33 protein-coding genes, 1 tRNA gene and 1 riboswitch are annotated in these 26040 nt (G+C 62.7%); of the genes, 7 read left to right on the forward strand and 27 right to left on the reverse strand.

From position 1 onward, the window contains the following. Positions 1 to 79: 79 nt before the first annotated feature. Positions 80 to 1102: an HlyD family secretion protein gene (locus ACR2R1_RS05035; protein ID WP_086132990.1), complete on the forward strand. Its 1023-nt coding sequence runs from the start codon at positions 80 to 82 to the stop codon at positions 1100 to 1102. Between the two features lie 11 nt (positions 1103 to 1113). Here ACR2R1_RS05035 and ACR2R1_RS05040 read toward each other — a convergent pair whose 3' ends face one another. From ACR2R1_RS05040 to ACR2R1_RS05130, 19 genes are all read right to left on the reverse strand, one after another. Continuing rightward, on the reverse strand, positions 1114 to 1854 hold the full coding sequence (locus ACR2R1_RS05040) for a hypothetical protein (protein ID WP_156881889.1): 741 nt from the start codon (positions 1852 to 1854) through the stop codon (positions 1114 to 1116). Between the two features lie 81 nt (positions 1855 to 1935). Continuing rightward, positions 1936 to 2136 (reverse strand): glycosyl hydrolase family 65 protein, encoded by a 201-nt coding sequence (locus tag ACR2R1_RS05045; protein WP_086132992.1) that lies wholly within the window; start codon positions 2134 to 2136, stop codon positions 1936 to 1938. A 118-nt stretch (positions 2137 to 2254) separates the two neighbouring features. Beyond that, positions 2255 to 2530, reverse strand: coding sequence for a cupin domain-containing protein (locus ACR2R1_RS05050; protein WP_240506759.1), 276 nt, complete (start codon positions 2528 to 2530; stop codon positions 2255 to 2257). Positions 2531 to 2792: 262 nt separating this feature from the next. Next, a complete protein-coding gene (locus tag ACR2R1_RS05055) occupies positions 2793 to 4022 on the reverse strand; it encodes a PQQ-dependent sugar dehydrogenase (RefSeq protein ID WP_434112917.1) in 1230 nt (409 codons plus the stop codon). A gap of 99 nt (positions 4023 to 4121) precedes the next feature. Continuing rightward, on the reverse strand, positions 4122 to 4868 hold the full coding sequence (locus ACR2R1_RS05060; RefSeq protein WP_347258907.1) for an adenosylcobinamide-GDP ribazoletransferase: 747 nt from the start codon (positions 4866 to 4868) through the stop codon (positions 4122 to 4124). Further along, positions 4865 to 5452, reverse strand: coding sequence for a histidine phosphatase family protein (locus ACR2R1_RS05065; RefSeq protein ID WP_077731366.1), 588 nt, complete (start codon positions 5450 to 5452; stop codon positions 4865 to 4867). Before ACR2R1_RS05065 ends, ACR2R1_RS05060 begins: the two co-directional genes overlap by 4 nt. Then, the gene (gene cobT, locus ACR2R1_RS05070) at positions 5449 to 6510 is read right to left on the reverse strand and encodes a nicotinate-nucleotide--dimethylbenzimidazole phosphoribosyltransferase (RefSeq protein WP_434112919.1); all 1062 of its coding nucleotides are present in this window, start codon (positions 6508 to 6510) and stop codon (positions 5449 to 5451) included. The genes ACR2R1_RS05065 and cobT overlap by 4 nt, the downstream gene beginning before the upstream one ends. After that, the gene (gene cobU / locus ACR2R1_RS05075; RefSeq protein ID WP_434112921.1) at positions 6507 to 7028 is read right to left on the reverse strand and encodes a bifunctional adenosylcobinamide kinase/adenosylcobinamide-phosphate guanylyltransferase; all 522 of its coding nucleotides are present in this window, start codon (positions 7026 to 7028) and stop codon (positions 6507 to 6509) included. Before cobU ends, cobT begins: the two co-directional genes overlap by 4 nt. After that, complete coding sequence (locus ACR2R1_RS05080; protein WP_434112923.1) at positions 7025 to 8500, reverse strand: cobyric acid synthase; 1476 nt, start codon at positions 8498 to 8500, stop codon at positions 7025 to 7027. Before ACR2R1_RS05080 ends, cobU begins: the two co-directional genes overlap by 4 nt. Next, positions 8497 to 9168, reverse strand: coding sequence for an adenosylcobinamide amidohydrolase (locus ACR2R1_RS05085; protein WP_434112925.1), 672 nt, complete (start codon positions 9166 to 9168; stop codon positions 8497 to 8499). The genes ACR2R1_RS05080 and ACR2R1_RS05085 overlap by 4 nt, the downstream gene beginning before the upstream one ends. Before the next feature lie 5 nt (positions 9169 to 9173). Then, positions 9174 to 10157, reverse strand: coding sequence for a threonine-phosphate decarboxylase CobD (cobD, locus tag ACR2R1_RS05090; RefSeq protein ID WP_434112927.1), 984 nt, complete (start codon positions 10155 to 10157; stop codon positions 9174 to 9176). Beyond that, complete coding sequence (cbiB, locus tag ACR2R1_RS05095) at positions 10150 to 11067, reverse strand: adenosylcobinamide-phosphate synthase CbiB (RefSeq protein WP_434112928.1); 918 nt, start codon at positions 11065 to 11067, stop codon at positions 10150 to 10152. The genes cobD and cbiB overlap by 8 nt, the downstream gene beginning before the upstream one ends. Then, complete coding sequence (locus ACR2R1_RS05100; protein ID WP_434112929.1) at positions 11064 to 11870, reverse strand: cobalamin-binding protein; 807 nt, start codon at positions 11868 to 11870, stop codon at positions 11064 to 11066. The genes cbiB and ACR2R1_RS05100 overlap by 4 nt, the downstream gene beginning before the upstream one ends. Continuing rightward, positions 11867 to 13153: a cobyrinate a,c-diamide synthase gene (locus ACR2R1_RS05105; RefSeq protein ID WP_434112932.1), complete on the reverse strand. Its 1287-nt coding sequence runs from the start codon at positions 13151 to 13153 to the stop codon at positions 11867 to 11869. Before ACR2R1_RS05105 ends, ACR2R1_RS05100 begins: the two co-directional genes overlap by 4 nt. Positions 13154 to 13219: 66 nt before the next feature. Continuing rightward, positions 13220 to 13960, reverse strand: a complete 741-nt coding sequence (gene bluB, locus ACR2R1_RS05110; protein ID WP_347259104.1) for a 5,6-dimethylbenzimidazole synthase — start codon at positions 13958 to 13960, stop codon at positions 13220 to 13222. 13 nt (positions 13961 to 13973) lie between these two features. Then, positions 13974 to 14579 (reverse strand): cob(I)yrinic acid a,c-diamide adenosyltransferase, encoded by a 606-nt coding sequence (gene cobO / locus ACR2R1_RS05115; RefSeq protein WP_077731376.1) that lies wholly within the window; start codon positions 14577 to 14579, stop codon positions 13974 to 13976. A gap of 12 nt (positions 14580 to 14591) precedes the next feature. Further along, a complete protein-coding gene (locus ACR2R1_RS05120; protein ID WP_434112935.1) occupies positions 14592 to 15179 on the reverse strand; it encodes a hypothetical protein in 588 nt (195 codons plus the stop codon). A gap of 194 nt (positions 15180 to 15373) precedes the next feature. Further along, positions 15374 to 17233, reverse strand: a complete 1860-nt coding sequence (gene btuB / locus ACR2R1_RS05125; protein ID WP_434112937.1) for a TonB-dependent vitamin B12 receptor — start codon at positions 17231 to 17233, stop codon at positions 15374 to 15376. 247 nt (positions 17234 to 17480) lie between these two features. Then, a riboswitch (cobalamin riboswitch) is annotated at positions 17481 to 17705 on the reverse strand. A 266-nt stretch (positions 17706 to 17971) separates the two neighbouring features. Continuing rightward, on the reverse strand, positions 17972 to 18766 hold the full coding sequence (locus tag ACR2R1_RS05130; protein WP_077731379.1) for a DNA/RNA non-specific endonuclease: 795 nt from the start codon (positions 18764 to 18766) through the stop codon (positions 17972 to 17974). Positions 18767 to 19004: 238 nt separating this feature from the next. Between ACR2R1_RS05130 and ACR2R1_RS05135 the strand changes: the two genes are divergently transcribed. Next, positions 19005 to 19079 (forward strand) — tRNA-Val (locus ACR2R1_RS05135). A 462-nt stretch (positions 19080 to 19541) separates the two neighbouring features. Here ACR2R1_RS05135 and ACR2R1_RS05140 read toward each other — a convergent pair. Together ACR2R1_RS05140 and ACR2R1_RS05145 are read right to left on the reverse strand one after the other, a co-directional pair. Further along, on the reverse strand, positions 19542 to 19703 hold the full coding sequence (locus ACR2R1_RS05140) for a hypothetical protein (protein WP_156881934.1): 162 nt from the start codon (positions 19701 to 19703) through the stop codon (positions 19542 to 19544). Positions 19704 to 19714: 11 nt separating this feature from the next. Next, entirely contained in the window at positions 19715 to 19930 is a 216-nt protein-coding gene (locus tag ACR2R1_RS05145; RefSeq protein WP_434112939.1) for a hypothetical protein, read from the reverse strand. Between the two features lie 257 nt (positions 19931 to 20187). Here ACR2R1_RS05145 and ACR2R1_RS05150 point away from each other — a divergent pair, with 257 nt between their 5' ends. Beyond that, the gene (locus ACR2R1_RS05150; protein ID WP_276205406.1) at positions 20188 to 20322 is read left to right on the forward strand and encodes a hypothetical protein; all 135 of its coding nucleotides are present in this window, start codon (positions 20188 to 20190) and stop codon (positions 20320 to 20322) included. A gap of 69 nt (positions 20323 to 20391) precedes the next feature. Here ACR2R1_RS05150 and ACR2R1_RS05155 read toward each other — a convergent pair whose 3' ends face one another. Further along, positions 20392 to 20811: a hypothetical protein gene (locus tag ACR2R1_RS05155; RefSeq protein WP_434112941.1), complete on the reverse strand. Its 420-nt coding sequence runs from the start codon at positions 20809 to 20811 to the stop codon at positions 20392 to 20394. 204 nt (positions 20812 to 21015) lie between these two features. Here ACR2R1_RS05155 and ACR2R1_RS05160 point away from each other — a divergent pair, with 204 nt between their 5' ends. Then, positions 21016 to 21240, forward strand: coding sequence for a hypothetical protein (locus tag ACR2R1_RS05160; RefSeq protein WP_077731397.1), 225 nt, complete (start codon positions 21016 to 21018; stop codon positions 21238 to 21240). On the opposite strand, the gene ACR2R1_RS05165 is transcribed toward ACR2R1_RS05160, so the two are convergent. From ACR2R1_RS05165 to ACR2R1_RS05180, 4 genes are all read right to left on the reverse strand, one after another. Beyond that, complete coding sequence (locus ACR2R1_RS05165; RefSeq protein ID WP_276205407.1) at positions 21213 to 21344, reverse strand: hypothetical protein; 132 nt, start codon at positions 21342 to 21344, stop codon at positions 21213 to 21215. The genes ACR2R1_RS05160 and ACR2R1_RS05165 overlap by 28 nt on opposite strands. A 16-nt stretch (positions 21345 to 21360) precedes the next feature. After that, positions 21361 to 21708 (reverse strand): hypothetical protein, encoded by a 348-nt coding sequence (locus ACR2R1_RS05170; RefSeq protein ID WP_434112943.1) that lies wholly within the window; start codon positions 21706 to 21708, stop codon positions 21361 to 21363. A 581-nt stretch (positions 21709 to 22289) separates the two neighbouring features. Then, the gene (locus tag ACR2R1_RS05175; RefSeq protein ID WP_434112944.1) at positions 22290 to 22610 is read right to left on the reverse strand and encodes a hypothetical protein; all 321 of its coding nucleotides are present in this window, start codon (positions 22608 to 22610) and stop codon (positions 22290 to 22292) included. 44 nt (positions 22611 to 22654) lie between these two features. Next, the gene (locus tag ACR2R1_RS05180) at positions 22655 to 23266 is read right to left on the reverse strand and encodes a DUF308 domain-containing protein (protein WP_086132746.1); all 612 of its coding nucleotides are present in this window, start codon (positions 23264 to 23266) and stop codon (positions 22655 to 22657) included. Positions 23267 to 23637: 371 nt separating this feature from the next. Here ACR2R1_RS05180 and ACR2R1_RS05185 point away from each other — a divergent pair, with 371 nt between their 5' ends. The 3 genes from ACR2R1_RS05185 (at position 23638) to ACR2R1_RS05195 (ending at position 25247) form a co-directional block, all read left to right on the forward strand. Beyond that, positions 23638 to 24051: a DUF1326 domain-containing protein gene (locus ACR2R1_RS05185; RefSeq protein ID WP_434112946.1), complete on the forward strand. Its 414-nt coding sequence runs from the start codon at positions 23638 to 23640 to the stop codon at positions 24049 to 24051. A gap of 188 nt (positions 24052 to 24239) precedes the next feature. Further along, on the forward strand, positions 24240 to 24923 hold the full coding sequence (locus ACR2R1_RS05190; protein WP_434112948.1) for a hypothetical protein: 684 nt from the start codon (positions 24240 to 24242) through the stop codon (positions 24921 to 24923). Positions 24924 to 25088: 165 nt separating this feature from the next. Further along, positions 25089 to 25247, forward strand: a complete 159-nt coding sequence (locus ACR2R1_RS05195; RefSeq protein WP_166642704.1) for a hypothetical protein — start codon at positions 25089 to 25091, stop codon at positions 25245 to 25247. Positions 25248 to 25346: 99 nt separating this feature from the next. Here the strand turns inward: ACR2R1_RS05195 and ACR2R1_RS05200 are convergent, their stop codons facing one another. Further along, a complete protein-coding gene (locus ACR2R1_RS05200) occupies positions 25347 to 26039 on the reverse strand; it encodes a type 1 glutamine amidotransferase domain-containing protein (RefSeq protein WP_434112950.1) in 693 nt (230 codons plus the stop codon). Position 26040: the final 1 nt, after the last annotated feature.

Consider the following 26040-nt stretch of genomic DNA (forward strand, 5'->3'; position numbering starts at 1 on the left):
ATCCTGCTCGGACGAATTGCTTTGAAGTGGAACCGGCGACTAGACTAAACTACACCGTGTAGTACAGCAATCGAAGCCCATGCGCCTCCCCTCTTCAAAAACCATCCTCGTCCTCCTGACACTCATCGTTTCGACTGCGGCCGGCATCGTGTATTGGCTCGAGGCGATCCATCCGTTCGAGACTACCGACAACACCTATCTCAAGGCGCACATCAGCCTGATCAGTCCCAAAGAGACGGGCTACGTCAAGGAAGTCTTGTTCCAGGACAACCAGAAGGTGATGCCGGGCGATCTTCTCGTCGTGATCGACGACCACGACTTCCGCGCCAGGGTTGCCCAGGCGGAAGCCCAAGTCATGGTGGAAACGGCTCGCATCCAGACCCTGGAAACCGACATGCGCGCACAGAGCGCCAAGATCCGTCAGGAAGAAGCCAACATCGCCGCCGCTGAAGCCGACCTGGAACGGACCGGAAAGGACTTGAAGCGATTCGGCCATTTGGCGGCGGACGGCGCGGTGTCGGCCCAAACCCGCGATGTTGCCGAAGCCGCCTATAAGCAGGCCGCCGCGCAACGGGAGAAATACCGTTCGTCACGGCTGGAAGCGGAAAGCCAGTTGGCCTCCCTGGACGCCCAGATCGGCGAAACCCGGGCCAGATTGCAGGCGGCTCAAGCCGCGCTGGACCTGGCCCGTATCGATCTTGCCAACACCCATATTACGGCGCCTTTCGCCGGAATCATCGGCAATCGCAGCGTGCAGGTCGGCCAGCTCGTGAAGCCCGGCACCGTACTCGGCTATCTGGTTCCGGTCGACGGGCTCTTCGTGGAAGCCAACTTCAAGGAAACCCAAATCGGACACATGCAACCGGGGCAACCGGTGGACATCCAAGTCGATGCCTACCCCGACATTCGGTTCGAAGGGACGGTGGATAGTTTCGCGCCGGCTTCCGGGTCGGAATTCAGCCTGCTGCCGTCGGAAAACGCCACCGGCAACTTCACCAAGATCGTTAGGCGCATACCGGTAAAAATTCTGTTCCGGCCCGGCACCGACCTGAGCCGGCTGAGGCCGGGCCTTTCCACCGTGGTCAAGGTCAAAGTGCGCTAGCGCTTGCCCCGTCAGGCACGGCCGGAATTTACCGCACCGGCGTCCTGAGTTCGAGCGCAGGGCTCCAGCGCGGATTGCGTCCCGCGGCCGAGTATGCGCCGCGGAACCGGCCATTCCAGCGGCATTCCGGGAAGCCTGGGCCTCGGGTTCTGATGCTTGATCTGCAGGTTGTAGCCGATCGTGTTCATGATGAGATTGTTTTCGATCAGGCCGCCCCAAAAAGGATGATTCCCATCCGAATTTCCGAAGTACATGCCGGTCCCGGCACCGATCACGATATTGCGGCGAACCTGCCAGTCCCAAGCCTGGCATTTCGATGAGATCGCGACCAACTGCTGATGTCGCCCGAGATTGTGGATGAGCAAATCTTCCAGGACGATGTGATGGGCGAAATTTCCCGAAGCCTGAACGCCGTTGACCATCACTCCCCTTCCGTCGATTTCCAGATTGCGAAGCGTGATATAGCTGGAGTCGTGTAGCACGACGGTGTCTTGGCCGGGCCTCGCCAGAAATATCGGGCGCCCTCCGATCCCTGCCAACGTGATCGGCTTTCCGGGTCTCCCGTTGCGCCCATCGATGAAAATTCCCTGCCGATAAACGCCCGGGCTGAAAAGCAAAATATCTCCGGGTTTTAGGCGGGAAATCTGCCGCTTATAGTTATCCGGATCGGCGCGCATCTCCTCCGCAGAAGGAGCGGCGCTCGAAAATGCCAAAATTGCAACGGCAAAAAGTAGGAAAACTGATCGAAACATGGACTGCTCGGTGTGACACGGACTTCATGTTGTGCTTTGAAAGCGCTCCTACCCGCGGAGTGCGGACGGCGTGCCTATCCGTCACTGTCCCGCGCCGCCGAGCCTGAAAACGTGCGTGCTGCCGCCGGGGAAGTCGTGTACTTCATCCTTGAATGCCAGGCGGATCGGCGCGATACCGGGCTCGCGTCCGTGCACGGTTAGAGCGTCGCGGGTCAGATGCAAATCGAGCGTGTGGCCTCGATAGCGGATGCGCAGGTCGAGGCGCGCCAATTGGTCGGGCAATTGCTGAGGACATCGCCCCCGAACACGCGGCCGGCGATATCGGTCCGCAGCCGGTTATAACCGGCAAAAGGGTGATGATGGGGCCGGCAGTGCTCATCTCGGCACTCGAATGCCGATCTCAGTGTTCTGCGGACTCGTCGGCCTTCGTTCGGTGCACGGTGCCGTCGGGATGCTCGGGCGGGCTGTAGCGCGTGTACAGCCCGAGCGGCTGGTCGGATGAGGTATTGATCACGTTCTGTTCGACGCCCGCCGGAATCACCACCGCCACGCCATCGCTCAACGGGTGCTCCTCGCCGTTTAGCACGGCCACGCCGGGTCCCGATTCGATGCGCATGAACTGGTCGTGCCCCGCGTGCGTCTCGAGCCCGATTTCCTCGCCCGGCTGGAGCGTCATCAGCACCAGTTGCGTATTCGACCGGTGTAGAGCACGCGCCGGTAGCCCTGGTTTGCGAGCGTATCCTGCTCGATATTGGTTACGTATCCGATCATCAGATTCCTCCACGAATGTTTGCAACGAGACGACGCTTCAATGAGAGGTCAGGCCACACCGCGGCCGAATGATTGAGCGGCGCGGTCCGAATTGGCGCTGGCCCGATCGGGTCAGCGAAGCGTACCCTTTTGCGGCGGTCTGCCGATTTGCGTGGTTCGCTGCGACCTTATCGCTTCGGCACGATCTTCCACAGTTCGCCGTTGCTCTCGTCGGTGACGACATACAATTCCCCGGCCGGACCCTGCCGTACGTCGCGCACGCGCTGGCGCCGGTCGGCCAGGAGATGCTCTTCGCCTTTCACCCGGTCGTTCACGAGGACGACGCGCACCAGCCGCTCGTCCTTGAGGTTGCCGGTAAAAAGACTGCCGCGCCACGCCGGAAAGGCATCGCCCGTGTAGAACTGCGCGCCGGACGGCGCGATCACCGGGTCCCAGTAATAGACGGGTTGCTCGAAACCGGGACGGGCCGTCACCGCGCCGGGGATCGGCTCGCCCGAGTATTCCTCGCCGTAGGCGACCAGCGGCCAGCCATAGTTCTTGCCCTTGACGATCAGGTTCAGCTCGTCGCCGCCCTTAGCGCCGTGCTCGACCACCCAGAACTGTCCTTCCGGATCGAAGGCCGTGGCCTGGATGTTGCGATGGCCGAGCGTCCAGATCTCGGGCAGTGCGTTGGGCTGGCCGACGAAGGGATTGTCCTTCGGCGACGAGCCGTCCGGGTTGATCCGTAGGACCTTGCCCAGATGGCTGTCGAGCTGCTGCGCGTACTTGCGCATCTCCGCGTCCCAGCGTTCGCCGGTCGTCACGTACAGCATGCCGTCCGGACCGAAGGCGATTCGCGAACCGTAGTGCTTGTCGCCGTCGTAGGTCGGCAGCGCCCGAAAGATCACCCGAACCTGGTCCAGGCTACGCCGGTCGGGGGACAGTACGCCGCGGGCGACGGTGGTGCCGTTGCCGCCCCGCCGCGGTTCGGTATAGCTCCAGAAGATCGTCCGGTCGGCCGCGAAGTTCGGGCTCAGCACGACGTCGAGCAGGCCCCCCTGGCCGCGCGCGTCGACCGCCGGCACGCCGGCAATCGGCTGCCCCAATTCTCCATTGGCCGAGACGATCCGCATGCGGCCGGGCTTTTCCGTGACCAGCAGGTCGCCGCCGGGAAGAGGCTCCACGGCCCACGGTTTCTCCAGCCCTTTCGTGAGCACGACGACGTCGAAAGCGACATTCGATTCGATCGCGCAAGCTCGGGTCTGGCCGGGAAACGCCGGACGCTGACTCGGCACGTTGGGTGGGCGTGTCTCGATCGGCGGACAGGCGCCCGCCCCACCGGACGTCTGCGCCCCGCCGCTGCCCGTCGCGGCAGCCAAAGCGATCATCGAGATGAATGCGGTGCGGAAAGTCTGCATGGATCGGCCCTCCTTTGCCGGACGCTTCCATTCTTGAGACCAGCGAGACAATAAGAAGTGCGCCGTTCCAACGGTGCGTTCGCCGGTCGCTATGCGCCCCTAACCACCGGCCAGAGCCAGGCCGACCAGAACCGCGCATTCGGTGAGTTCTATCGTCGCTCCGGCGGTGTCCCCGGTAGTTCCGCCGATGCGCCGGATCATCGACAGCCGCAGCCAGCAAAACAAGGCGCCGGTTGCAAGCAAAGGCCAGATACCGCGTACGCTGACAGCCAGCAGGACGCCAACGAGGGTCGCGGACAACACCAGTGTGCCGCCCCGGCGCGGCAGATGCCGCGCCAGCTCGGAGCCGAGACCGCCGGGGCGTACATACGGCGTGCTGAGAAACAGCAGCAGCGGTGCGGCGCGACCCAGCACCGGCGCCAGCGCGAGGGCTGTCCAGTCGTGCCGGGCCATGACGGATTCCAGCGCGGCAGCCTTAAGGAGGAGAACCAGCACCACCACGACCACGGCGACCGGGCCGCTGCGCGGGTCCTTCATGATCGCGAGGGTGCGCTCCCGGTCGCCGAAGCCTCCAGCCCAGGCGTCGGCGCTATCCGCGAGTCCATCCAGATGCAGGGCTCCGGTCAAGGCCACCCACACCGTCAGCATGATCGCCGCGGGCAGCCAGCCGCCGACCTCGCTCAAGAACTGGGCCAATACCGCGAGCGTCAATCCCAGACCCAAGCCGACCAGGGGATAAAACAGCAGCGAACGACCCAGCGCCGAACCATCCGGCGGCGCATCCAGACGCACCGGCAGCCGGGTCAGGAACTGAAGAGCGATCAAAAGGGGTCTGAGTTCGCTCATGGACGCACCTCCTCGCAACGCTGCCCGCTCCCGCAGAGGCTATGCAGCGAGGCGTGCGGCACGTCGATTTCGAGCAAACGGGCGAGCGGCCATTGCCGCGCATGACAGAGCATCACGCGGATCACACCGCCATGGGTGACGAGCAGCAGACGGCGACCCAGGTTGTGCGCCGTCAGCCGGTCCCAAAGAGCATCGAGCGTCCGCTCCCGGAATGCCTCCACCGACTCCGCACCAGGCGGCGGGTGCCGGAGGGGATCGCCGAGAAAACGGGTCAGCGCGAGCGGTGCCGTGGCCATCAGCTCGGCATAGCTGCGCCCTTCCCAGTCGCCGAAATGGATCTCCCTGAGCCGTTCGTCGATTTCCAGAGGAATGCTCAATCTTTGGGCCAGGCTTGCGGCGAATGCGGCACAGCGCGACAAAGGCGAGGTGACGATCTCATCCCAGGGTCCCGCGTTGGCCACGGCGCATTCCATCTGCCGGATACCCTCGTCGGTGAGCGGATCGTCCAGGCTGCCGCGAAACCGCGTGCCACCCACGGTTTCGCCGTGGCGCAGAAGGTCGATATGAACGACACCATCACTCACGGCGATTTGCCCGCAATCCCCGCCTCTTCGAAAGTCACCATACCCGAGTGCAGGGCGCAGGCCAGCCGCAGCAAGGGCAGCGCTGCGGCGGCTCCGCTGCCTTCGCCGAGGCGCATTCCCAAATCAAGCAAGGGCTTCCCGTCCAGGGCCGTCAGAATCCGTTTATGCCCCGGTTCCGCCGAAGTGTGGGCGTAGAGAAACCAGCCGGCGGCTCCCGGACACAGCCGTTCCGCCGTCAAAGCCGCCGCAGTGCAGATGAATCCGTCCACCAGCACCGGCAGACCTTGCTGCGCGCAGGCGACGAAGGCCCCGGCGAGGGCGGCGATTTCGAAACCGCCGAGCCGGCGCAAGGCCTCCAGCGGATTGCCCAGATACGGACCATGCAGAGCGAGCGCCCGGCGAATCACCTCGGCTTTGTGCCGCACGCCTTCCGTGCCCAGACCCGCACCGGGACCAGCCAGCGATTCGGCCGTCTCGCCGAGCAGGGCCGAGGCCAGCGCGGCGGCGGCGGTGGTGTTGCCTATGCCCATCTCGCCGCCGATGAAGATTTGAACCCCGGCCGAGCGGGCGCGCTCGGCGGCATCACGGCCCGTACGGAGAGCCTGTGCCAACTGGCGTTCGGTCATGGCCGGTCCGCGCACGAAATTCGCGGTGCCCGGCCCGAGACGGAGGTCCAGCACGCCGGTTACGGGACCCGCATTCTCGACCGTGCCCATGTCGATCAACTCCAGATCCGCGCCGAGCGTGCGGGCGAGCACGCTCACCGCCGCGCCGCCCTGTGCGAACTGGCGCACCATGGCCGCCGTGACCGACTGGGGAAAGGCCGATATGCCCTCCTCCGCCACGCCGTGATCCCCGGCGAACAGGACGATGCGCACCCGGTCGGCGGAAGGCTTGGACGTTCTCTGCCAGGCGGCGAGCCGGATCGCCAGCGCTTCTAGCCGTCCCAGCGCGCCCGGCGGCTTGATGAGCATCGACTGACGTTCCGCGGCCATGCGCGCGGCTTCCTCGTCGGGTTGAGCCACCGGTCCTTTCAGCCATGCAATGTCCCCGGTCACAGTTTTTCCCCCTTCAACACCCATGGAAGACCCGCCACGGTCAGAATCACCCGGTCGCAGACACCCGCCAATGCCTGATGCAACAGGCCGGCCTCGTCGCAATAGCGGCGGCTCAGTTCCCCCGGCGGCAGCACGCCCATATTGGTTTCGTTGCCGATCAGAATGATGTGTCCCGGTAGACCGGGCAGTGCTTCGATCAAAGCGTCCCGCTCGCGTGCAAGCCTCGCCGCGTCGGTCTCGCACAAGAGCTGGGTCAGCCATAGGGTGAGACAATCGACGATCAGGCAGCGCCCTTCCGCCGCGCGGGCGCGCAAGGCTACGGCCAATTCCAGCGGCTCTTCGACCAGGTCCCAATCGGGCGGGCGCCGCCGCCGATGGTCTTCCACCCGTTGCCGCATGCCCTCGTCGCCGACTCGTGCCGTAGCGATATAGGTCACGGCCAGGCCGCTGTCCACCGCCCGCTTTTCCGCCAATCGGCTTTTCCCGGAGCGAACCCCGCCCAGAATCAATTCCTTCACGCGTATACTCCCTGCCGGTTCAGCTCCAACATCCGATCGATCGCATTCATGTCCAGGTGGGCGCCTACGGCATCCGCCAGACGGTCGATTTCCGCTTCCCGAATAGCGGCGTAATCCGGGGTTTCCGGCTCGGCCAGCCCGGCCCAGCGGAGAATGGCATCGGTCGCGGCGTTCGACTCGAACAATCCATGCAGATAGGTCCCCATGATCTGCCCGTCCTCCGAGCACGCGCCGTCGTTTCTGTCCGTCAGCCGGGCGAAAGGGCGTTCCAGCGCCGGTCCTTTCGTCACGCCGGCATGAATTTCGTAACCCGTCACCGGCGCGTTCTCCAGCGTCAATTCGCCTCGTACGTTGCGGAGCTGCTTTTCCGGCTCCAGCACCGTGCACAGGTCCAGCCAGCCGAAACCGGCACAGGAACCTGTCTCGCCTTCCAGGCCCAAAGGATCGTGAATCTCTTGTCCGAGCATTTGAAAACCGCCGCAAATGCCGAGCAGTTTACCGCCATAGCGCAGATGGCGCCGAAGATAAGCCTCCCAGCCGGTTGTGCGCAGGAACGATAGGTCGGCGCGCACGCTCTTGGAGCCGGGCAGGATCACGAGGTCCGCGGGAGGTGGCGCCTCGCTCGGATATACGAAGCGAAGGTCGACCTGCATATGCAGGCGTAGCGGATCGAAATCGGTGTGATTGCTGATCTGCGGCGTGACCGGAACGACCACCCGCAGAGCCCCGGCGCTCGCGCCTCTCTGTCCGGATTCGATCGCATCTTCCGCCTCCAGATGCAGACCGTGGAGATAAGGCAGTACGCCCAAAACCGGCTTGCCGGTCTCCCGCTCCAGCCAGTCCAGCCCCGGTTGCAGCAGAGCGATGTCGCCGCGGAAGCGGTTGATGACGAAGCCGGCCACCCGTGCCCGTTCGCTTTCCGACAAGAGCGCAAGAGTGCCGACCAGATGGGCGAACACGCCACCCCGGTCGATGTCGGCGATCAGAATCACCGGGCAGTCCACGGCTTCCGCGAAACCCATGTTCGCGATGTCGCCTTCCCGCAGATTGATTTCCGCCGGCGAGCCCGCGCCTTCCGCGACGATGGCATCGAACCGGGCCGCGAGCCTTCCGTGGGACTCCATCACCGCGCGGCGGGCGATGCGCTTGTAGGCGTGGTAGTCCTGAGCGTCCAGATTGCCGATGGCCCTGCCCTGGACGATGACCTGAGCGCCCGTGTCGGTATTGGGTTTCAGGAGCACCGGGTTCATGTCGGTGTGAGGTTCCAATCCAGCCGCCCGAGCCTGTACCGCCTGGGCGCGGCCTATCTCGCCGCCGTCCTCGGCGACGGCGCTGTTCAGCGCCATGTTCTGCGGCTTGAACGGCGCGACTCTCACGCCGCGCCGCGCCAACAAGCGGCACAAGGCGGCGACCAGCGTGCTCTTGCCGGCGTCGGACGTGGTGCCCTGAACCATCAGTGTACGAGCCGTCATAGATCCACCTCCAGGCCGGCCAGCACCGCCGCGTACACTGCCCGCGCCAGCCTGCCGCCCCACACCGAACGCGGGCCGGCGAAGGATTCCGCCGGGCCGTCCGAAGGACAGAGCACGCACACCGCGTCGGTGGCCGTGCCGGTCCCCGGCACGCGAGCCTGCCACAGCGCCTGCGCCTTGGCTTCGGCCGCCGTGGCGACGGCATTGACCAGGGCGGCCTCGCTCAAGCGAACCGGCAATTGCACAACCAGGTTGATGGTACCCGGCCGGTAATCGCCCGACGGCGCATCGGCCGCCGCCCATATCGGCTGAGCGATGCCCACGGTGGCGTCGGCGGCGACCTCGCCATCGCTCGCTCGCCGATAGCCACGCACATCGCAGGCGGTAAGCAGTCCGGCACCGGAGCCGGCAAGGCCGCAGGCGGCGGCGATCTCGGCCACGTGGGCGGCGGGATCGGTCCGGCGGTAATCGGATGGCACTTGCGCGTTCAGTATCCACCCCACAACCGATAAGCCGCCGCCGGACACCGCCGAGGAAATCGCCCGTCGGTGCGAACCGAAGCGCCAAATCAGGCAGGGCAGCGGTCGGCCGCCGTAACGGTGTTGCCCCAGCGTCGGGTGCACGGCCAGGTAAGCAGGACATTCCTGGCGGCGCGTTTCCTCGCTCATTCGGCTTATCTCGCGAGCAAGGCCATCGCCAGGCGCTCCGAGGCCGAGGCGCTCCCCGGCAGCCCCAAACGCAAGCCCGGAGGATTGGCGAACCGCCGGGTCAGAATGCCTTGCCGGGCCAACGCCTCCTGACGTCGAGCCGCTTTTATACCGGGACACCATTGAAACAAGGCGCAGCCGCCGGCGGACTTGAGGCCGCCGGCGGCCAACAGATCCGCCAGCTGGCGGGCGTTTTCGGGCAACCGTTGCCGGGCGGCTTCCTGCCAGCGGCTATCCGCCAACGCCTCCCGAGCCACCCAGCGCGAGGGTCCGGCCACCGCCCACGGACCGAGCAGAGCCGCCAAGCGTTCGAGCAGCTCCGGTTCCGCCAGCACGAAGCCCACCCGGATGCCGGCCAGTCCGAAGAATTTGCCCAGGGAACGCAGCACGATGAGCCCCGGGCGCGGACAGTAGGCGGCGAGACTGAATTCGGGCGTAGGGTCCATGTAGGCTTCGTCCACCACCAGCCAGCCGCCGCGCGCTGCAAGCCTCTCCTGCCAGGCCAGAAGTATTTCCGGCGCGAAACGATGGCCGGTCGGATTATTGGGATTGATCGCCACCAGCACGTCCCAGGGCGTGGAACCGGGACCGCGGGCGATGGTTTCCGGCGCAACCCCGACCACCTTGTGGCCGGCGCGGCGCCAGGCATGGGCGTGTTCGGCATAACCGGGGTGGATGACGCCCACCCGCTGAGCATGGAGCAGCGCCGGCAGCGCCTGAATCGCCGCCTGGGAGCCCGCCACGGGAAAAATACTGTCGCAGCCATAATAGGCCGAAGCGGCTCTCTCCAGTCCGTCATCGTCTTCCGGAAGGCGCACCCAAACCTCGGCCGGAACCGTGGGCACGGGCCACCCGGCGGGATTGACGCCGGTGGATAGGTCCAGCCAGTCGGACAGGGGAATACCATACCGCCTAGCCGCGGCACGCAAACGACCGCCGTGTTCAAGCACCGAGCAATCCTCCCGTAAAAAATAAGGCCAGCCATAGCCATGCTCCGCGCCGGACCAGGGCCACGGCATGGGGAATGTCCGCCGCGCCGGGCTGATACCCATATCCCAAGGATGGGCGCGCATGCCACTCGCCACGATAACGGGCCGGCCCGCCGAGCGCGAGCCGCAAAGCCCCCGCGCCCGCCGCCATCGCCGGCCCCGCGTTGGGGCTATCCCATCCACCGGCCTGCGTGCGCCAGCAATACAAAGCCTGCCGAGCGTCGCCCAAGAGTGCGTAGGTCAGCGCCGCCAGCCTCGCCGGAACATAATTCAGCGCATCGTCCAGCCGCGCCGCTGCCCAGCCGAAGCAAAAAAAGCGTTCGCTCTTGTAGCCCCACATGGCGTCCAGGGTATTCGCCAGCCGGTACAGCACCGCGCCGGGCGCGCCGGCCAGAGCGAACCAGAACAGCGCGCCGAACACCGCGTCGTTGCCGTTCTCCAGCACAGATTCGACGGCGGCCCGCGCGACATCGCCGGATTTCATGTCGCCGGTGTCGCGGCTCACCATATACCCTACCCTACGCCGCGCCTCGGCCAAATCGCCGGCCGCGAGCGCATCCCGCACAGCCCCCGCGTGTTCGCCGAGACTCCTGAGGCCCAATGCCGCGTACAGCGCCAAAACGCCGAACGCGGCGCCGAATATGGGAATGGATTCCAGCCAGGCTGCAAACACTGTGAACGGAGCCGTCAGCAGCAAAACCGCAATAACGCCCAAAAATCGTGCACGGATTCCCTGCCGTCCCAGCGAGGAATTCCACCGGTCTTCCAGCGCTTCCGCCAGCCGACCGAACCCGACCAGGGGGTGAAAACGGCGGGGTTCGCCCAAGAGCCCATCCAGCAGCACGGCGGCCACGGCCAGGATCGCGGTCATGCCCGATTCTCCGCCCAGCGCCGGACGATGCCGGCCAGTTGGTCCAGCCCGTCGGTCAATGCCGCGGGACCGGGCTGAAGGATATCGCTGGATTTGATTTCGTGGAGTTCCCCGTCGCGCACTGCGGGAATTGTCTCCCAGCCGGCGCGTGCAGCGACTTGCTCCGGCCGGAACTTCTTCCCGCACCAGGAGCCGACGATGATGTCCGGCGCGCGCCGGACCACCTCCTGCGGATCTTGGATGATGCGGCTGCCGGCGAGCGGCTGGGCGGCGAGTTCGGCGAAGACATTCTCTCCGCCGGCCAGCGCGATGAGTTCGGACACCCACAGAATGCCGGAGATCAGAGGCTGATCCCATTCCTCGAAATAGACTCTGGGGCGGACCGGCAGCGACTCGGCGCCACGACGTACGGTATCCATGTGCGCGCTAAGGCTATCGATCAAGGCCCGCGCCTTGTCCTCAACCCCCACCAGTGCGCCCAGCGTGCCGATCATGGCGAGAATCCCGTCCACCGAACGGTGGTTGAACACGTGCACCGTTACGCCCGCCTTGATCAGGTCGCGGGCGATATCCGCCTGCAGATTGGAAAAGCCCAGCACCAAATCGGGCTGCAAACCCAAGATCTTGTCGATTTTGGCGCTGGTGAAGGCGGAAACCTTGGGCTTTTCCTTGCGCGCTCGCGGCGGCCGCACGGTAAATCCGGAAATGCCGACGATGCGGTGTTCCTCGCCCAATAAATAGAGCGTCTCCGTGGTTTCCTCGGTCAGGCAGACAATGCGTTCCGGCAGCAGTTTCGGATTCATGACGCAAAAAGAGCCGCCACGGCGGCGGGATTCGATGGAAAGTAAAGATGCAAAAAGGAAGCCATCAAGCGCCTGTCCCGGTAAACGGCTTCGGGCTGGCCGTGGCCCTTCGCGGCAAAGGTGTTGGCGAAGGGCGCGAGATCCACCTCCGCCCGGGCATGATGAAAGGTATGACCGCGCAGGCTACCTTCAGGCAGCTCCAGCCCGTGCAGCCCCAGATTGGCCAGCCGCGTCTGCATGACGGAGCGGCCGGGCAGCAGCCCTGCCATCTCGGCCTGATACCCTTGGGAATCGGCAAGCGTTTCCAGGAGATACAAAAGGCCCCCGCATTCGGCGAGGATGGGCTTGCCCGCCGAATGGTGGCTGCGCAGCGCTTCCTTCATGGCCCGGTTGGCGGCCAGCCGGTCGAGGTGCAGTTCCGGGTAGCCGCCCGGCAGCCAGACGGCATCGGCTTCGGGCAAAGCGCTATCCGCCAGCGGCGAAAAGAACGCCAGGTTCGCGCCCAGGGCGCGCAAGGTATCGAGATTGGCCGGATAGAGAAAGCAGAAAGCGGCATCGCGCGCCACCGCGATCGTCACGCCTGCCAGCGGGCCGATCGGAACTTCGGATTCGATCGACGAGAACTCCGCCGGCGGCGGCAATTCGGCCAGCGGCGTACCTTCCAGCGCATCGGCCACGGCGTCGATACGGGCTTCGAGGTCGGCGATTTCTTCCGCAGGGTGGAGGCCCAGGTGGCGCTCCGGCAACGAGAAATCCGCCTCGCGCAGCAAGGCCCCGCGCCAGACGGCAGGATCGGGCAAGCCGGCGCGCAACAGCTCCGCATGCCCCTCGCTGCCGACCCGGTTGGCCAGCACGCCCGAGAACGGCAGATCCTTGTTAAACGTGGAAAGACCGTGGGCAACGGCGGCGAAGGTCTGGGCCATCGCGGAAGCGTCGATCACCGCCAGGACGGGAATGCCGAACAAAGCCGCGAGATCGGCGCTGGAGGGCGTGCCGTCGTAAAGCCCCATCACGCCTTCGACCAGGATCAGATCGGCATCGCCGGCCGCTTCGTGCAATAGGCGGCGGCAATGAGATTCGCCGCACATCCATAGGTCGAGGTTATAAACCGGCGCGCCGCTTGCCTTCTCCAACACCATCGGGTCGAGGAAGTCGGGCCCGGTCTTGAACACCCGTACCCTTCGGCCCTGGCGGGCGTACAGCCGGGCGAGACCCGCCGTGACGGTGGTCTTGCCCTGGCCCGAGGCGGGCGCGGAGATCAAGAGAGCGGGACAGCGGCTCATGGCTTAGAGGGTGTGTGAGAAGCTACTGCGCGACCCGATGGCGGCGTCGCGCGGTGCTCGAAGTCCTCATGTACCACTCGTACACTCCGGTTTCTGCGCTCCGGGCTCCTTGCCCTCGGGCCGCTCGCTACGCTTCTCACACACCCTCTTAGGCAGCTTCGCGGGTCGGCCCCAGCCGTTCTCGAAAACGGTCTCTTCCGCCGGGCGGCGCGTGTCCCAGCCTACCGTTTCCAGCAAGGGTTCCGGATAGAAGGCGTCCACATGCCCCAGGCAGAGCACCGCCACCGGCCGGGCGCCCTCCGGCAGATTCAGCAATTGGGCCAATTCGTCCGGTTCGAACAGCGAGACCCAGCCCATCCCCAGCCCTTCCGCGCGAGCGGCGAGCCACAGGTTCTGAATGGCGCAGGCGACCGAACACAAATCCATCTCCGGCAGCGTGCGCCGGCCCAGAATATAACGTTCGCGTCCCTCGGTCAGCGCTGCGACCAGCAGTTCGCCGCACTCCAGGATGCCTTCGAGCTTCAGGCGCCGCACCGCTTCCGCCCGCTCGCCGCAGGCCGCGGCGGTCTCTTCGCATTCCGCCCTTACCAAAGCATGGATGGCGCGGCGAAGCGACGGATCGGTGATGCGTATGAATCGCCAGGGCTGCATGTAACCCACGGAGGGAGCGAAGCGAGCGGCTTCGAGCAGCCGCTGCAATACCGCCGGATCGATCGCGCCGGGGCGGAAATGGCGGGTGTCGCGCCGTTCCCGGATGACCCGGTAAATCGCGACACGGTCGTCGTCCGGGTAGCGATGTTCCGTCATTGGTATTCCGTCATTAGAGATCGATGCCGGCTTGCGCCCGCACGCCGGCCCCATAGGCATGCTTGACATCGCGCATCTCGGTCACGGTGTCCGCGGCGTCGATCAGCCCTTGCGGCGCGCCGCGCCCGGTAACCACCACGTGCTGCATGGGCGGGCGCGCAGCAAGATCCATCAGCACCCTCTCGATGTCCAGATAACCGTATTTCAGGGGATAGGTGAGTTCATCCAGAACCACGAGTCCATAACCCGGATCGGTGAGCATGGCGCGGGCTGTTTCCCAGCCCTCGCGGGCGACGGCGGTATCCCGTTCGAGGTCCTGCGTCTCCCAGGTAAAACCCTCGCCCAGCACCCGCCATTCCACGTCCGGTTGCCGCCGGAAGAAGGCCTCTTCCCCGGTATCCGAACGGCCCTTGATGAACTGGCACACGCCCACCTTCATGCCGTGCCCCAGAGCGCGGGCGACCATGCCGAACGCGGAAGAGGACTTGCCCTTGCCGTTGCCGGTGAGGACCAACAGCAGGCCCTTGTCCAGCGTGGCTAGTGCGATGGCGCTGTCGACGACCGCCTTCTTGCGCGCCATCCGCCGGCGGTGGCGTTCCTCTCGCGACGAATCCGACATGGGGGACCTGCGTCAGTGCGCCTGACGTCCGTCGTCTTCAGCGGACCGCCCAGGTCTGGCCAAGCCGAAGGCCAGATGAACCAGGATTGCCGCCGTGATGTACAGCGCAATGCCTTCCAGCGCATGCGGGAAGTATCGGGCCAGCCGTGCGCCGAATTCGGCGAAGCTGGTTTCCTCAAAACGCCCGGAGAAGAAGTAAAAACCGCCGCTGGTCAGGAGTTCGCAGATTGCGGCACCGGTCACCAGAGCCAAGGCCAGCAACGGCAGGGTGGAGAACCGGAAATGGTAACGGCGCGCGTACCAGCGGCCCGCCAGCCACAATGTGGCGTAGGCCGGCAAAAGGAATCCGTAGGCCGGGCTGACGCAGAAATCGCTGACGCCCAACCAAGTAATGGCCACGTAATCGCTGACCACAGCCAGCCCGAGCAAGGCCGGGAAAGCCCAGACCGAGCGCAGATAGAAACCGGCGAGGAAGAAGACCGCCCACGACGCGTCGGGCAAATGAGTGATGCTCGCGAAATGGTGGCTGCGGGTAGCGGCCATGAGTACGGCCAGCCCCAGGGCGATAGACCAAACGTTCTTCGATGTCGTGTCATGCATGTCGGATCTCCATGGTTGTAGTTAGTTGTGCCGGGCGCTCATCCCCGACGAGGATGTCGTAAAAGTCGCTCCCGGAATGTAGGGCGGGTTAGCCCTTCGACAGGCTCAGGACAGGCTCCCTCGCGTAACCCGCCGATCCCGGAAAATGGCGGATTAAGGCAGGGTACCGCCTAATCCGCCCTACAAAGCTGAAATTACAAGGCATCCGGCGCGTAGCGCACGGTCAGGAAGAAATTCAAGTCGTCCTGATAGAAAAAACGGGCAGTCTGATACTGCTTGTTCAACAGATTAGCCACCCGCCCCTCCAGAGACAAGCCCCGATACAGACCCACGCTGGCGCGCAGATCGACCGTCACGTAACCGGCCAGCCGCTGGGTGTTGGCCACATCGTCGAAACGGCGGCCCTCGCCGTAAACGGTCGTTCCGACCCGAACCGGACCGACCGAGCGGTCCAGGTCGAACCGGAACATGGTCTGCGCGCGGCGCGGCAGCCGATTGCCATTATTGGCTCCTTCGGACAGATTTTCGGGATCGATCAGGCTCAAATTGGCCGCGATGTCGAAGCCCCACAGCCGAGTCGAGGCCTGGGCTTCGAGGCCGAGTATGCGCGCCCGGTCCAGGTTTTCGGCGAAGCAGCTCACCTGGCCGCACACGGTGGCGATCATGTCGTCGATCTCCGTGTGATAGCCGTTGAGCGCCCAGGCCACGTCCCAGTGCTGTCCGCTGATTCCGACTTCCCAGCTCTCCGAGGTTTCCGGCTCGAGCATCGGATTGCCGAAACCGGGGAAATAAAGTTCGTTGAAGGTGGGCGCCTTGAAGGCCTTGCCCCAGGACGCGCTTAGGCGAATGCCGTTGTCGAAGCCATAGCCCAAGGCCACATTGCCGGTGGGATAGACGCCGAACTGTTCGTTATCGTCGACGCGCGTACCCAATACCGCGTCGAATCCGCCCAAGGTCAGCTGGTACTGGGCAAAACCGGCCTTGTCGTCGCGCGAATCCACGGCATAGTCGGTCGTGCTGTCGACCTGATCGTTGTAGTAGTCCAGCCCCAGAGTCAAAAGGTGCCCCTCGGCCAACGCGAAATCGTTCTGCCAGGTGACGTTGACCCGCTGAGTGTCGAAAGTGCTGCTGAACCGCCGATCCCTGAAGTTGTCCGACTCGTCCAGGGTGCGGCCTGCCCTGAGGCTCGTGGTCCAGAATTCAAACGGCGAATATTTCAGGCGGCCGCCCACCATTTGCTGCACGAAGGTCGAGCGGTTCTGCAAATTGCCGTCGAACTCGTTCTCGCCTTCCGCGTGCAACAGATTGCCCTCGATTTCCAGGCCGTTGTCGAAGCGGTAGCCGGCGCGAGCGCTGCCCGAAGTGTTGCGATAGCCGTCGTCGTCGGGCTGACGGGTGAAGCAGCCCCCGCCGCCCAAGCTGAAAGGCCGCCCGGCGCATGCGTTGAAGCCGCGCGTTTCCAAACGCGAACCGTTCAGGCTGTACCACGCCCGGTCGTTGCCCCCGGATACGCCGCCGGTAGCCTTGTACATCGAATGGCTGCCCGCGCCGAAGCTCAGGTAAGGCTTGAAACCCTCGCCGCCCTTGCGGGTGAAGATCTGGATCACCCCGCCGATCGCCTCCGAGCCATACAGGCTGGAGCGCGGCCCACGGACGATCTCGATGCGTTCGATCTGGTCGATGGGGATGTCCTGGAAGGCCGTGATTCCGGTAGTGGCCGATCCGGCGCGGACGCCGTCTATCAGTACCAGCACATGACCGGATTCGGTTCCGCGCAGGAACACCGAAGTGGACTTTCCCAGACCGCCGTTGTTGGCGATCGACAGGCCGGGCACGCCACGCAGGACCTCCTGCACGGACTGCGCCTGCCGGCGCTCGATTTCGTCGCGGTCGATGACGGTGACCGAGGCCAGCGATTCCTCGACGCTCCGCTCCGTTCGAGTAGCGGTAACGGTAACGGTTTCGAGCCGGGAAAGATAGGCATCGTCGGCACGGACCGACGGCAGACAAAAAAACAGCAATGCCGCCTCTAGGCAGCGGTTTTCGATTTTCATGTTCGATGACTTCCCCCGAGCACACCCGCGCGGGATAGGATTGCGCAAAGCACACGGAGGAAGCCGCGGACGCATTAGTCCGGGAGGCCGATCGAACGACCGGAGGCTTGCCCTGCGGGGTGAAATACAAGGATGTATTTCTACAGGATTTACCGGAAGCGCTTAGAGTTCCCCCTCCCGTCTGGAGAAGGAGCTGAATGCATAAGTCCTGTCCTAGGTAAAGGCCATCCAGGCGTCGCCCTCCGCGATGCCGACCTGGCTTCAGGCCGGTCTCCGGGCTCGCGAGCGGGGGTCCTCCCCGGAACAGCGCCTTCCCGCGCTCTAAAAGCGCAGTGGCATTGTGCTGTTCCTCAACTCGCTTACCGTTGCGGGGGCAGCGCCGGCCTTGTTCCTCATGAGTCAGGAACGCACCGGCTTCCCGTTTAATCCCGGCCGTAGAGCTCGCCGGGACACCTGAAGCGGTCGGCAGGTTAATCGATGGACGGGAAGGCGTCAATAAAAAGTGAATGGCATAACAATCGGCACACGGCAGGGTGTCGCAAAAGTAAGCCGGGACAACGAAGGAATCCCAGAAATCCATCTGGTGTGCTGGTTCCCAAACTCCCGTTTGGGAACCCGTCTTGAGAAGCTCCTGCTTCTCAGCGCGCGTCCGGTTTCGGGAAGCCAGAGCTTCCCGATATAGCTCCCAAGCGGGAGCATGGGAGCTGACGAAATATAATGAGCCGCACCGTGGACGCCCTACCCCTTGTCGCACCCGATCGGTACTACCCATGACCCTTTCGGCTTCGTGGTCCGTGCGTCGCCGGCAACCGGCAATTTCTCTCGGGTCAGGCGTTCGACATCGGCAACGGTCACGAGATAGCGGTCGAGTTCCTTTTCGACCGCATCCTTCGTGTTCGGCACGATCCACGCGATAGCCCGGCCGTCCCCGCGCACGATCACCTTCCAAAAAGCGTCGGGCGTTTTCACGCCGTGAGATTTCACGAAATAGTCGTCGGCGGGATTGTGTCCCCAGATCACCCCGCCGATCACCAATAGCTCGTCGATATCCCGATAGCACTCGACGATTTCCTCGGTGAGCTTCCATGCACCGCGATTCATCTGGGAAGTCTGCGGCAGGATATTGGTCATGTAGTTGCTCTGCCGGATCGCCACCGCCGAAGTATCGAGATGGTTGGCCGGAACCTGGTGCCCGCGGTCGTAGCCGTGGCCGTAACCCTTCGCGCTGGTTTGCTGGCATTCCTTCGGCACGTAGGGATCAATCTTGAAGTGGTCGGCGCGAGGCTCGCTGCCGTCGTCGCGCTGGGCGTTGTAGCGGAATTTCACCGCGCCGCGCTTCTCGCAGTCGATCCATACCGTGAAGCCTTCGTAGTCGAGGCGGAGCAGGTTTCCTTCGCGGTGAATCTCGGTCGGCGGGATGGCCGTCTTATCGGCGCGCAGCGCGGGATATTCAGGGCTGCCGCCACGGGGAACACCGGTACAAGCGGCAAGCACCGCGGAGAAGATCAGGGGCAGTAAAGCAAGACGTCTCATGGCTCGGAACAAAAAAGCGCGGAGTCTATCAAAACCGCGTGGAACGATCGAACCTTCTTGGAAAGGGCCGTTAAGGAAGCTCCGAACAAGCGGATTCCGTTCATGCCCCTTCGACTCGGCTCAGGACAGGCCTGTCGAAGGACTTAATCAGAGCTTCTTTAACGGCTTAGACACGCCCTACCGGGCATTGACAGCCGCGGCGAAAATTGTGATCTTTTCAAGGAACCGATCGACCGGCGGGCGGTTAGCTCAGCGGGAGAGCACTGCCTTCACACGGCAGGGGTCGCAGGTTCGAACCCTGCACCGCCCACCATAGATTCAATAACTTAGATCAGATTCCCGGTACTCGGCAGGGGTGAGCACTCAAAAAGTACTCAAATCCACTTCTAAAGACCCCTGCTTCCCAGGCTCCAAAAATGCCACGGTGACGACCATTTGATTTCGCCACGGCAACAAAAAACCCGGCCGCTTTCGCGAACCGGGTTGTCGCTCGAAGGTTTCCCGTTCAGGATCGGCAAGCGGCAAGCTCCCGCTCAGAATCCCGGAGTTCCTTAATCAGTTCGCCGGCCTTTTGGACTCGCTGCGCGATGTCGCGGATTACGTAATAAAGTCCGCTAATCGCTGGCGCGTACTCGATTAAAGCGGGGTTACCCCAGGCGCCGATGATTCGATCAATCGTCGGCGGGTTTTGGCGTATCACGCAAAAGCTCTTTTATGCTCTCCAGGAAATCAGCGGATTCCAACAACCTGTTTCGCGCCACTCCAACGATTTCCGCTAGCCCGTGCCCCTTTCAACGTCTGGCAAATCCATGGTTCGCTCAGCCTCAGCGTGTGCAACATAATCGTCTATTGCAGCACCGACAACGGCCAGCATGGTACTTGTCATGACCAGCGTGTGCGCCACGGCTTGGCATTCGGATTTGAGCGATGCTTTCATGAGTTCCCCCTTCAATCTGATCCCACCGGTTCGAATATCAGCTTTTCGGCCCGCTCGATCCGGGAATCGACTTCATCGAGCAGCTTGTTTGCTCCGAAAACCGTTGTCTGCGTCCAGCCGTCGGACGATGCAATTGCCGATCGCAACAAATCGAGCATGGCCCGCGCCTCTTCCAGCGCATCAGCCGTGCTTGCGGGGTCGTGGGTGGTGTGGGATTCGTTTGACATGGTGAATTGCTCCAGTTGAACGAGTGCCACCAGAATGAGGGTGGCACGGCCTCAACTACAGCACACGGACTGCTCGGCTTATTCGTCCGGTTTCCCGGCTTATCTCACCGTATCGACCGCACCATAAATCGGTGCTCGCCTTTCGCAAGGCGCAAAAAAACCGCAAGGCTTACGGGTGCGGGGTCCGCTTTCTGTTTAGTAGTGCGTCCAGCAGACGCCGGGCGGGTCGGGGGAGTCAAGGTCCGCTGAAAAGACCTTTGAAATCAACAAACGTCGGTAAGATCGGCGGTCGCATCGAGCATCCACCCGAGCTGCGCCGCGAAAAGCGCGCGCCACGCTTTGCGGTCCACTCCTACGAACATGCGCGGGCGATGATGACTCAGGACATGTAGGACCTATACGACGTATAGGTCCTAGTTCACTGTTCCGTCAAGAAGTTGATGGTCAGCTCGGACCGCTGGTTAATCCGACTTCCAGGTGATCTGCGTGATGGCGTTCATGTCCTCGAATTTGTCGTCGTGGCACGACGGGGTCGAACTCGTCAGCGACAACGTGTGCGTGTCCTCCGACGTGACGAAGCTCATGTGGAGACTCCCTGACCCCATTCCCTTTGGCCCCTGGCCGAAGACATAAATGGCCGACTTGCGGGCGATCCCGTCGAAGTACTGGTAAACGATCGACATGACACACGCCCCGTTGTTGCCAACGATGATCTGGGACAGGTCGGTGGTGCCGTTGATCGACACCTGTGAGCCGTTGGGGTCGCCCAACGGCAGATTGCCGTAGGCCGTGCCCGACGTTTTCCCCGCGTCACTTGTGGTGAACTCGTACACCTGCGTGTTGATGGAACCACATCCTGTCGGATTGGTGTTGCTGCTCATGGTCATTCTCCTTTTCTTTTTCATAGATCCCGCCCGTCACCTTAGCCGGGCTACCGCTTGCAATTTATCACCCAACGGAGGGGCGGTCCTTTCAGCCTAGGCCAGAATCGGTGGAATGCAAGGTTCGGCACGGTTGAATGATTCCGTGACAGAATCAAATGGTCGGGATAGACTGATTTCGTCACGAAATCACAAGGTACGAACATGACACGCGGAGGGAAGCGGTCCGGCGCCGGCCGGAAACGGAAATGGAACTGCGAGACGGTCACCATGCGGGTGCCGGCGCACTTGGTCGGCGAGATTCAGGCATTCATCGAGCAGCGCATGGGTGAAGCTCACAAGGGGCCCGACAACCCGCCCGCACCCGAACCGTTGGAACTGTGGCAGGGCGATAAACGATGTCAGGCGGCCACGTCCGGCGGCAGATGACGAATGAATTTCTCGAACAGCGCATCCCAGTCGGTGGGCGGCGGCTCGACGTTTTGCAACGACCGCGCGGCCTCCAGGCGCGCCAAGCGCTGTCTTAGGTTCATCGATGAATTCCTCCCGTCATGCCCGCCCCAACGCCAGGTCCAATTCGCGCGGCGAGAGATTGAGCTTTTCGCGAATGGTTTTGTCGCTGTCGCCGGCTGCACTCAGGGCAGTCACTTTTTCAACGAGTTCGCAATGCGCTTTCTCTTCCTGAAGATCGATCACACGATTTGCAGCAAACCCCACGGCCTGAGCAAGCGGGGTCAGTTCGTCGGTCAACTGCTTCAGCACCCGAGGCATGGCGTCTATGGTCGCCGCCAGTTCAAGCCGGCGCACGACAAGGCTTTGCAGGTCGATTTCGTCACCGGCCTTGATCGCCGCATAGACGGCGCCTTCAACTTGCGTCAAGGTCGGCTTGGCACGCATCGAGGAACGAAACCGCTCGTTTGAGAATGGCGTCGTGTTCCTGACGCGCCTTCATTGCTTCTTCGTGCCTGGCTTCGGCTTCGGCGATACGCTCATCAAATTTGTGGTCGGTGATTTTTAAACCTCGTTTTGGTCATAAGCCTCTGTACAGGCGCTTGAGAATCTCAAGGGCCCGAGTCAGATACCTAAGTGATGAATCGGGATTTGGATTGATCGTATTGGCTTAACCATGACACGCATGACGACGGGCGGTGGAAGGTTGCGAGTGGTTATGCCGTGGATAACTGATGGCCGGTACATGCCGGCCACTGCGCTGACTTTTGGAGACCAGACATTGGCCAGCTCATGCCGCTTGGTGAGCGGCTTGTAAACACCGATAGCACCTAACAGGATGGTGAAAAACTCCCCGATCTTTCCCCTTACCCATCCCTGGAAGGCTTTTTTCGGGCGGGAAATCGGGTTTTCCGCCGGTCTGTCCGGCCTTTCTGCCCCCGAGCCAGGGCTTTTCCGCCCCCTTCGTCCGCTTCTGGGCAGACTTCGGGCGCACCCCGCCTCAGGCAGGCGCTGCCCGCGCCTCGGATCTAAAGCTCCCTATTGCGCGGCCTGTCGACATGTTCCATCGGTGCCAATTCAATTCGATCGGCAGTGACGTGGCAATGCGGCGCGCCATTGGCAATGTTGTAACTGTTGCGGTGATGGAAGGGGCGAAAGCTGTCTGCGCGCTCCGACACATCGGGCATGACTTTCTCGATTTTCCAGCCGAATTCGGTATCCGTGACGCCGTAATGCTCTCGGTATATCCAGGCACCGCATTCGTCCTTGCGCCATTGGGTGGCGTCGTGATCCTGCATGACGCGACCTTTCTCCCAGATGATTTGAATGGTGTCCTCATCAAAAGTCATTTGTGGCCTCTATCAGGAAGGGGGTTTCTCTGTCATCAGGTGGTTCAGGCTAGGCGCTCCGTGCACCGCATCGGCCAGAGCCGATGCGGTAAGCCATCGGTCAGCGACAGCCAAAGCAACATCCAGCCGGAAAACATCAGGTCGATGCCCACTAAAAGGCCCAATAACCAAATGGCAGCGGCCGGCCATTGGGCAATGACCAGGAGCCCAAGCAGCATCGAGAGGACTCCTCCGGCGAGCGGCAAACCCCAATGTTCCAAGGGGCGCAGCCGGAGCGCTTGGGCGATACGAAAAGCGCCGTTGGCCAGAAAGAGTATCGCGATCAGGAATGTGATCGACGGGATGCCGCTCATGGGGAACAAGATCAGTAACTGGCCGACCGCAAGGGTGAGCAGACCACTTAAGAGTGACGGCCAAAAGCCGACCCGGTGTCGCAGGCGAAAGGCATGGAGGCCCTGCCCGATGCCGGAGAAGACCAGAATCCAGGCGATCGTCAGTTCCGTCGCCAGAGTGGCGACGAACGGAAAGAAGATCGCAGCCACGCCTAGAAGGATCAACCGATGCCAAGTACGAGAACCCCCCTTCCAATGTTCCCGCACACCATCCATTCCCGCGCGCGAAGCAGTCGAAGAGGACCGTAAGGATGAGAGGCGCATAAGATATGTCCTTATATCGAAATATCGAAGCCCATTTATGGACAATGACGATCTGGAATCGTTTTTGTTCAAATTGTGTCTATTCCCGGTTTCTACGGGCTCCGTGGAGCTGGATGGCTCGCCTCACTGCCGTCCCCACGCTGCCCGTAGGGACGAAAGGAAAGGCGGCTTGGGAAGCCCAGCGGCATTTTGGTGTTATGAGCGCCAAGTTGACTATCCGACTAGGCTTGAAATCACGGCACTGAGAAGAAAGAGAACAAGCCCGCAGAGGATAGAGTCCAAACGCATATCGAAGGCTCCGGCGGGCAGTGGCTCAACGCCGGGCGGTCCGGCTGACGGGCTATCTACGAGATCAAAGGAGGCGTATCGAAATGACGGAGATTCCAAACTGGTGGATGAAGGGTGATTGGTTCGACGCCTGTAGCTGCAACGTTCCCTGTCCTTGTACCTTCGCCCAGGCGCCGACGGGTAACCACTGCGAAGGCATCATGGCTTACCACATCCGTGAAGGTGCCTTCGGAAGCGTCCGGCTCGACGACCTCGCTTACTGGCAGGCCGAGATTCCCGGGCGGGTGAAGGCATTTGCCGAGGCGCTCTCGGGTCCGACCACGCCCGCTGGCGCTAGGGTGCAGCTCCACAATGCGCCCGGGTCGGAGGTGGACCCCGGCCAGATCGCCACCTGGGCGCGGGCCTCGGATAACGAAGTGGACGCCTTCGGCTTTAGGTGGAACTGGGCCGGCCAGTCGAGCAAGCATATTCCCTTCGACTGGACCGGCCCTGTCTAGCTCCCTCTTCCGGTCCCCTCGGACTCCGCCGGACCCCAGCCAGCCGGCGCAGCGTGGGAACGAGAGGACGAGACGTCGCAATCCGTTTCTCTTCCCCATCTCGCTGAACTCGGAGTCTTCCGGTGAACGCCGCGGGTGATGACCCGGTCCAAAACCTAAGCAATCGATCTTTCCTAAGGCGGCGATTCATGAGAGCCGAACATCCAAGCCTAGCCCGCCGGCTGTTGCTGCAATGCCTTGCCTTGACTGCCGGAATGTTTACCGTAGGCGGCGCGTTTGCCGCGGAACCGACTCGAACGCCGCGGCAAACCCAGGGTCCTTTTTATCCGAACCGGCTCCCGCCGGACACCGACAACGACCTTCTGATCGTGAACGACTCCGTCACGCCGGCAGCCGGGGAAGTGACGCATCTCACGGGACGGATTCTCGGCCCGGCCGGAGAGCCCGTTCCCAATGCCATCGTCGAAATCTGGCAGGTGGATCATCAGGGCATTTACTTGCACACCGCGAGTCCCAATCGTGAACGACGCGACGAGAATTTCCAGGGCTTCGGGCGATGCCTGACCGGTCCAGGCGGCGAGTACTACTTCCGCACCATCAAACCCGTGCCTTATGCCGCCGGCGTCCAGCGCGCGCCGCACATTCACGTCATCGTCAACAAAGGCGGGCAGCGGATGCTGACCACGCAGCTGTATGTAAAAGGCCATCCGCTGAACGAACAGGACTTCGTTCTCAAAGGGATCCGGGAAAAGGCGGCTCGCGAATCGGTCCTGGTCGATTTCACGCCGGCCGCCGATTCGCGAATCGGGGGACTGACAGCACGTTTTGACATCGTGATCGGGAAAACTCCGGAAGCCCCCTTGGAAGACTAGCAGGGCGTCGGCAAAGGATTGCCGACCTACCCCGGCTTCTTTCTCCTCTTCTTTTGGCCGTATGTCGCTCGGCCAAAACAAATGTCAAAAAAAGCGTGCCGGATCGGGCTCTTTTCGAATTGGCGCAAGTCAAAGAGGAAGGGCTAACCCTTTCGGAGACTTTTTATGCCTAAGGATGACCCAACCAATAGTTACGAAGACTTTCTGCTGAACGAACTCGCGGGACTGAGCGGACTCGACGACGAAGAGGTACGGGAGATTTTGAAGAAGATCGAGGAAGAGAAGGCTGAACACGAGAACGACGCCGCCGAGAAGAGACATTGAGCCGCATTTTTGAGAGAAAACCCTGAAGCCTAAAAGGCGGAATACAAAAGCCCGGAACCGATTCCGGGCTTTTTCTTGGGCGAATCACGCCCCCGCCGCTCAGCCGTGCGTCGTCGCTTTGAATTGCCTCAACAGCGCTCGCGCGGCACCTTCCGATGAGGCCGGGTTCTGTCCGGTAATCAAATGGCCGTCGGTCACCACATGTGGTTTCCAGTTCTCGGCTTTCGAATAGTTGCCGCCATTTTCGCGCAACATATCTTCCACCAGGAACGGAACCACCTCGGTAAGCCCGATTTCTTCCTCCTCGGTATTGGCGAAGCCGGTGACCGACTTTCCTCTCACCAGGGGAGATCCGTCCGCGGTCTTTGCATGGCGGAACACGCCCGGTCCGTGGCACACCGCGGCCACGGGTTTGCCGGCCGCGTACACGGCTTCGATCAATGCGATGGAATCCGAATCTTCGGCGAGATCCCACATGGGGCCGTGGCCGCCGGGATAGAACACGGCATCGTAATCGGCATCCGAGACTAGCGACAGCTTGACGGTGTGGGCCAGCGCGACTTTCGCGGCCGGGTCCTGGTTGAAGCGCATGATCGACTCGGTTTGCGCATCCGGATGAAAGCTTTTGGGGTCCACCGGCGGCTGCCCGCCCTCGGGCGAAGCCAGAGTAATGTCTGCGCCGGCATCGCTGAAGACGTAGTAGGGCGCGGCGAATTCTTCCAGCCAGAATCCGGTTCTCTCGCCCGTCGTGCCGAGCCTATCGTGCGAGGTCAATACCATCAGGATGTTCATC

Source organism: Methylocaldum sp. GT1TLB, from assembly GCF_051027445.1.
In the GTDB taxonomy this organism is placed as follows: Bacteria; Pseudomonadota; Gammaproteobacteria; order Methylococcales; family Methylococcaceae; genus Methylocaldum.